Source organism: Variovorax sp. 10L426 (assembly GCF_056395305.1).
Window position 1 is genome coordinate 249,303 of record NZ_JBFTJF010000008.1, and the last position, 6,893, is coordinate 256,195.

The 6,893-nt window shown below is 66.7% G+C and carries 3 protein-coding genes; all 3 read left to right on the plus strand.

What is annotated here, in order from left to right:
• The first annotated feature begins 26 nt into the window (after positions 1–26).
• On the plus strand, positions 27–5,948 hold the full coding sequence (locus AC1DHL_RS14425; protein ID WP_478162378.1) for an alpha-2-macroglobulin family protein: 5,922 nt from the start codon (positions 27–29) through the stop codon (positions 5,946–5,948).
• A gap of 82 nt (positions 5,949–6,030) precedes the next feature.
• The gene (locus AC1DHL_RS14430) at positions 6,031–6,306 is read left to right on the plus strand and encodes a DUF2277 domain-containing protein (RefSeq protein WP_478162371.1); all 276 of its coding nucleotides are present in this window, start codon (positions 6,031–6,033) and stop codon (positions 6,304–6,306) included.
• Positions 6,307–6,325: 19 nt separating this feature from the next.
• Positions 6,326–6,748 (plus strand): PaaI family thioesterase, encoded by a 423-nt coding sequence (locus AC1DHL_RS14435; RefSeq protein ID WP_478162372.1) that lies wholly within the window; start codon positions 6,326–6,328, stop codon positions 6,746–6,748.
• Positions 6,749–6,893 lie beyond the last annotated feature (145 nt).

Here is a 6,893-nt window from a genome sequence, read left to right on the forward strand (position 1 = left end):
GAACGACATCGCGCTGCCTGGCCACCATGACGCTGGCCCTGTGCGCCCTGGGTGCGCACGCCTTGCAGGTCACCAGCCTCACGCCGCAGGGCGAGATCGCGCGCATTCGCCAGGTCGTTGCCAAGTTCGATCAGGCCGCCGTCAACTTCGGCGACCCCAAGGCGCCGGCACCGCTCGCGGTCAGTTGCACCGACGCGCAAGCCGCCAAAGGCACGGGGCGCTGGACCAGCGACAAACAATGGGTCTTCGATTTCGAGAACGATCTGCCCCCCGGCGTGCGCTGCACGGTCACGCGCGTGGCTGGATTCAAGTCGCCCGCTGGTGCCGATCTGGCCGGGCCCGAGCGCTACCAGTTCAACAGCGGCGGCCCTTTCATTCGCAACTGGCAGCCGAGCTACGGAAAGATCGACGAGCAGCAGTTGTTCATGCTCGAACTCAGCGGCCCCGCCATGCCCGAGAGCGTTCAGGGCAACGTGTGGTGCGCAGCGGACGGCATTGGTGAACGCATCCCGGTCAAGCTGATCGATGGTGCGCAGCGCAGCGCGCTGCTCAAGTCTTTCGGCCGCGACAAGGACGCAGAAAAGTCCCCCCAGCGTTTCGTGACGCTGCAGTGCAATCGAACGCTGCCCGCCGGCAGCCGCGTGCAGCTTGTCTACGGCAAGGGCGTCGCCACGCCTTCGGGCGTGGTCAACAACGTTGAACGACGTCTCAGCTTCGAGGTGCGGGAACCCTTTGCGGTCTCGTTCAGTTGCGAGCGCGAGAACGCGCAGTCCGCGTGCCTGCCGCTGCGGCCGATGGAACTGCGGTTCAACGCATCGGTGACCCGCAAGCTGGCCGCACAGATCGCGCTCAAGGGCGATGGCAAGACCTTCAAGCCGAAGTTCGAAGACAACGTGGCGAACGACGAGGACGCGGTGGTCGAATCGGTGAGCTTCCCGGCGCCCTTCGCCGAGCAGACGCAGTTCACCATCGAACTGCCGCCGACGTTCCAGGACGCCTCCGGCCGCGCGCTCGCTTCGCCCGACAGTTTTCCGCTGAAGGTCTCGACCGGCGCGATGCCGCCGCTCGCCAAGTTCGCCGCATCGCCCTTCGGTGTGGTCGAGCGCCTGGCCGAGCCGGATGGCGTGGCGCTGATGCCGGTGACGGTACGGCGCGTCGAGCCCGCGCTGCAGGTCCAGGCACTCACGCCCGGCAAGGTCAGCGACATGAATCCGAAGACCGACGCGGAAATCATCGCGTGGTTCCGCAAGGTGCGCCGCTACGACAACTACACCGTCTCTCGCAAGCAGGCGGCCCGGGACGTGAAGGGCGCGCTGCCGAAGGTGATCGACAAGGACGATCGCGACAACATCCAGACGCGCATGGTCTCGTTGCTCGCAGGACAGAGCGGCGTCAAGTCGCTGGACATGCCCAAGACCGAGGGCACGGACCCTCGGCCTTTCGAGGTGGTCGGGATTCCGCTGACGCCGGGCTTTCACGTATTGGAGATCGCATCGCAGAAACTCGGAGACGCGCTGCTCGACGAACGCTACGGCAACGGCCGCACGATGTACGTGCGCACCACTGCACTGGCGACCAACCTCGCCGTGCACTTCAAGCTGGGCCGGGAGAACTCGATGGCCTGGGTGACCACGCTGGACAAGGGCAAAGTGGTGGCGAACGCCAGTGTTCGCGTGTCGAGTTGCGACGGCAAGGAAGTGGCCACGGGCACGACCGACGTGAACGGCGTCGTGCAGTTGTCGGGTATCTCGTCCAATGCACCCGGTTGCTCAAGCGACGAGGACTACAGCGCCGACGCCTACTTCGTCAGCGCCCGCGCCAAGGATGCGACGGGCGTCGAAGACCTCGCCTTCACCTGGACCGATTGGCAGCGCGGCATCGAGCCCTGGCGTTTCAATGTGCCGACGAGCCTCGAAGCCGAGCCCGACCGCATTGCCCACACCGTCTTCGACCGCACGCTGCTGCGTGCCGGCGAAACGGTGTCGATGAAGCACCTCATCCGCACGCAGACCCGCAACGGCTTCGGGCTGCCCGCGGACTTTCCCGACACCCTGGTCGTGACGCATGTCGGCAGCGGCCAGCAGTTCACCCAGCCGATCAAATGGCGCAACACCGCGACCGGCGGCCGCAGCGCAGAGAACACCTTCGACATCCCATCGGCCGCCAAGCTCGGCATCTACCAGGTCGAACTGCGCAGCGGCGCCGGTGACGGCCAACGCAGCTACGGCACCGGCCAGTTCCGCGTGGAGGAGTTCCGCCTGCCGGTGCTCGAAGGCCGTATCGCGCCCAGCGACAAGAACCCGCTGGTCGCCGCCACCGCAGTGCCCGTCGACGTGCAGATCAACTACGTGGCTGGCGGCGGCGCGGCCAATCTGCCGGTGCGCGTGTCGGCGATGGTGCGCGGCAAGAGCCTCTCGTTCCCCGACTTCGATGCCTTCAGCTTCTCCCCACCCCGAAAGGAACGCACCGCGGCGAGCGACACCGGGGAAGAGGATTCGGCCGCGGACGACGCGCGCATCGTCGCCGACAAGCTGCCGCTCACGCTTGACCGCAACGGTGCCGGCAAGGTCGTCATCGACAAGATTCCGGCCGACAAGGCCACGCCGCGCGAACTGCTGCTCGAAGCCACCTATTCCGACCCCAACGGCGAGGTCCAGACCTTGCGCAGCACGCAGACGCTCTGGCCCGCCGCCGTCATCGCCGGCATCAAGACCGAAGGCTGGGTCTCGACGCGGCAGAAGATGCGTTTCCAGGCGCTCGCGCTCGACCTCGCCGGCAAGCCGCAGGAGGGCGTGACGCTCAATGTGCGTGCCGTGGCTCGCATCACCACGACGAGCCGCAAGCGGATGGTGGGCGGCTTCTACACCTACGACAACAAGACCGACGTCAAGGACATCGGCACCGTGTGCAGCGGCAAGAGCGATGCACGTGGCCTGCTCCTGTGCGAAGTCGACCTCAAGGAATCGGGCGAGATCGAACTCGTCGCCAGCGCCACCGACAAGGACGGCCGCGACAGTCGTGCCGCCAGTTCTGTCTATGTCACGCGGCAGGGCGAACTCTGGTTCGGCGGCGCGGACAACGATCGCATCGACGTGCTCCCGGAAAAGAAGAGCTACCAGCCCGGCGACGTCGCCCGCTTCCAGGTGCGCAGCCCTTTCCGCTTTTCGACGGCGCTGGTGTCCGTCGAACGCGAGGGCGTGATCGAGACGCACGTCGTGCAGCTCAACGGCCAGGATCCAACGATCAGCCTGCAGATCAAGCCCGACTGGGGACCGAATGTCTACGTCAGCGTGCTCGCGCTGCGCGGGCGGCTGCGCGAGGTGCCGTGGTACAGCTTCTTCACCTGGGGCTTCAGGGCGCCGCGCGAATGGTGGACGGCCTTCTGGTACGAGGGCAAGGAGTACGTCGCGCCGACGGCGCTGGTGGACCTCAGCAAGCCGGCATTCAGGCTCGGATTGGCCGAGATCCGCGTCGGCACCCTGGCCCACCAGATCGACGTGAAGGTGGCGAGCGACAAGATCAGCTACCCGGTGCGCGGCCAGGCGCGAATCACGATCACCGGCAAGCTCCCCGACGGCAAGCCTGCAGCCGGCGCCGAAGTGGCGCTCGCGGCGGTGGACCAGTCACTGCTGGAACTGATGCCCAACGACAGCTGGAACCTGCTCGAAGCCATGCTCCAGCGGCGCAGTTGGGGCGTCAGCACTTCCACTGCGCAGATGGAAATCGTCGGCCGGCGGCACTACGGCCGAAAGGCGGTGCCGGCCGGTGGCGGCGGGGGCAAGAGTCCGACCCGCGAACTGCTCGACACCCTGCTGCTGTGGAAACCTGCGATCGTGCTCGACGCCAGCGGACAGGCCACGGTCACGGTCCCGCTGAACGACGCGCTGACCACCTTCAGGATCGTCGCCGTCGCCGATGCCGGTACCGGGCTGTTCGGCACCGGCCAGACCTCGATCCAGTCGACGCAAGACCTGCAGGTCATCAGCGGCCTGCCGCCGCTGGTGCGCGAAGACGACCAGTTCCGCGCGCAGATCACGCTGCGCAACACGACTCACAAGGACATGAAGGTCGAGGCCACGCCGCGTGCCGCGCTGCTGACGCTGGCGCCTCAGACGGTGGACATCCCGGCCGGCGAAGCCCGCGAAGTGGCGTGGACCGTGACGGCGCCGGCGCAGCTCGCGCAAACACGCGCCGAAGCCATCCTGTGGGAAATCGAGGCCCGGGACACCCTGGGCGATGCGCGCGATGCGCTCAAGGTGCGCCAACGCATCGTGCCCGCCGTGCCGCTGACGGTGCAGCAGGCCACGCTCGCGCAGGTCGATGGACCCTTCACCCTCGACGTGTCGCCGCCGGCCGACGCCCTGCCCGGGCGCGGCGGCCTGCGTCTCTCGCTGCAGCCTCGATTGGCCGAAGGCCTGACCGGCGTGCGCGACTGGTTCGCTGCCTATCCCTACGCTTGCCTGGAGCAGAAGACCAGCAAGTCCATCGGCCTGCGCGACGTCAAGGCATGGCAGGTGGTCGTCGGGCAGTTGCCGAGCTATCTCGACAGCGACGGCCTCGCCAACTACTTCCCGCCGCGCGACGGCGAAGCCAATCGTGGCAGCGACATCCTCACGGCCTATCTGATGGCGGCGACGCATGAAGCGGCAGCGCTCGACCCGGCTTTCGCACTGCCCGACGCCGCGCGGGCCCCCATGGAACAGGGCCTGATTGCTTTCGTCGAAGGCCGCATCCAGCGCGAGTTCTGGAGCCCCCGCAAGGACCTCGACGTGCGCAAGGTCGCCGCGCTCGAAGCGCTCTCGCGTTACGGAAAGGCCCAAGGCCGAATGACCGGGAGCATCACCATCGCGCCCAATCAGTGGCCAACCAGCGCCGTGATCGACTGGCTCAACATCCTCAAGCGCGTGCAGGACGTGCCACGGCGCCAGCAACGCATCGAGGAAGCCGACAACGTCCTCAGGGCGCGCCTCGGCTACCAAGGGACGCGGCTGGTCTTCAGCACCGAACAGGACGACTATTGGTGGTGGCTGATGGTCAATGGCGATGTCAACACGGCGCGCCTGCTGCTCACGGTGATGGACGACCCGGCATGGAAGGATGACATTGCCAAGCTCGCCAACGGCTTCATCGGCCGGCAGCAGAACGGCGCCTGGCACACCACCACGGCCAACCTGTGGGGCGGCCTGGCGCTCGAGAAATTCTCGAAGCAATTCGAAAGCGCGCCTGTCACAGGCATCACGGCCGCCAGCCTCGGCGCTGCCAAGGCACAGGTGGACTGGAGCAAGGTCGAACGCGTGAAGCCTGGCGATGTCGGCGGCGCGCCCAACCAGACCACGGCATTCGGCGCACCGGCGTCGCCGGGGAACCTGCGCAACAACAGCATGTTCCTGCCATGGCCCACATCGCCTGCTTCGCCTGCAGCCCACGACACACTGCTCGTGACGCAGAGCGGCACCGGCAAGCCGTGGTTGACGGCGCAGTCGATCGCCGCCGTCGAACTCAAGGCGCCATTCGCGGCGGGCTATGCGATCAAGAAGACCGTCACCCCCATCGAGCAGGCAGTGCCCGGCATCTACACGCGCGGCGACGTGTTGCGCGTGAGCCTCGAAGTCAATGCAAGCGCTGACATGACGTGGGTGGCGATCACCGATCCGATCCCCGGCGGCGCGACGATCCTCGGCGGCGGTCTGGGGCGCGATTCACAGATCGCGACGCAGGGCGAGAAGCGCTCCGGCCGCGGCTGGCCCGCTTTCGAGGAACGCAGCTTCGAGGCCTTCCGCAGCTACTACGAGTACTTGCCCAAGGGCGTGGTGAAGATGGAATACACCGTGCGGCTGAACAATGTCGGCGACTTCGCGCTGCCGCCCAGCCGTGTCGAGGCGCTCTATGCGCCGGAGATGTTCGGCGAGGCGCCGAATGCGCGGATGAAGGTGGAGGCGGCGAAGTAGCGGCGCACGTCACGAATACCGCCGGCTTGAGCTTCTGCCCGATCTTGAGCAAACTGCGCGCTGCCCTCAAGGAGTGATGACGATGTGCAGAAGCATCAAGACCCTGTTCAACTTCGAGCCGCCCGCGACGGAAGAGGAGATGCGCGCCGCATCGCTTCAGTTCGTCCGCAAGCTCAGCGAGTTCAACCATCCATCGAAGGCCAATGAAGCGGCCTTCGATCGCGCGGTCGAAGACGTCACGGCCGCGGCGCGCGCGCTCATCACGTCGCTGGTGACGACCGCCGATCCACGCGACCGCGAGATCGAAGCGGCGCGCGCCCGCGCCCGCACGGCTGCGCGCTTCGGCGCAGGCCAGTAGAGAGAAAGAAAGGACCCCAATGCCTTCCGTGCCCTCCATGCCCTCCCTTGAGCAAATCCAGAAGATCCTCGATCCCCTCTTCCCCGGCCTGATGGGCGTCCGCGTCGTGACGCTGGAGCCCGAGCGCGTCGTCGCCGAGCTTGAAGTGCGACCGGACCTCTGCACGGCCGGCGGCATCCTGCATGGCGGCGCGTACATGGCCTTTGCCGACACCCTGGGCGCCGTGGGAACCATCGTCAATCTGCCGCAAGGCAAGCGCACCACGACGACAGACTCCAGCACCAAGTTCATCGGCGGCGCGAAGGTGAACACGACCGTGGTCGGCGAATCCGTCGCGCTTCATCGCGGGCGCACCACGATGGTCTGGCAAACGACGATCAGATCGCAGGAGGGCAAGCTCTGCGCGGTCGTGACGCAGACTCAACTTGTGCTGGACGCCTAGGGCCTGTTAACACATGAATCACCCTCGCGTGAGGCCCCAGAGAGGGCCCAATCTAGGCGCCAAGCGGAACTGGGGTGCGACCCCAGTGAGCATTGGCAACGACGAGTGGGCCCTCTCTGGGGCCTCACCCGAAGGGCCGGGGCGG

Bases quoted from the DNA above. Each gene is read 5' to 3' on its own strand.
- AC1DHL_RS14425 (WP_478162378.1), top strand. From the start codon at position 27: ATGACGCTGGCCCTGTGCGCCCTGGGTGCGCACGCCTTGCAGGTCACC.
- AC1DHL_RS14430 (WP_478162371.1), top strand. From the start codon at position 6,031: ATGTGCAGAAGCATCAAGACCCTGTTCAACTTCGAGCCGCCCGCGACG.
- AC1DHL_RS14435 (WP_478162372.1), top strand. From the start codon at position 6,326: ATGCCTTCCGTGCCCTCCATGCCCTCCCTTGAGCAAATCCAGAAGATC.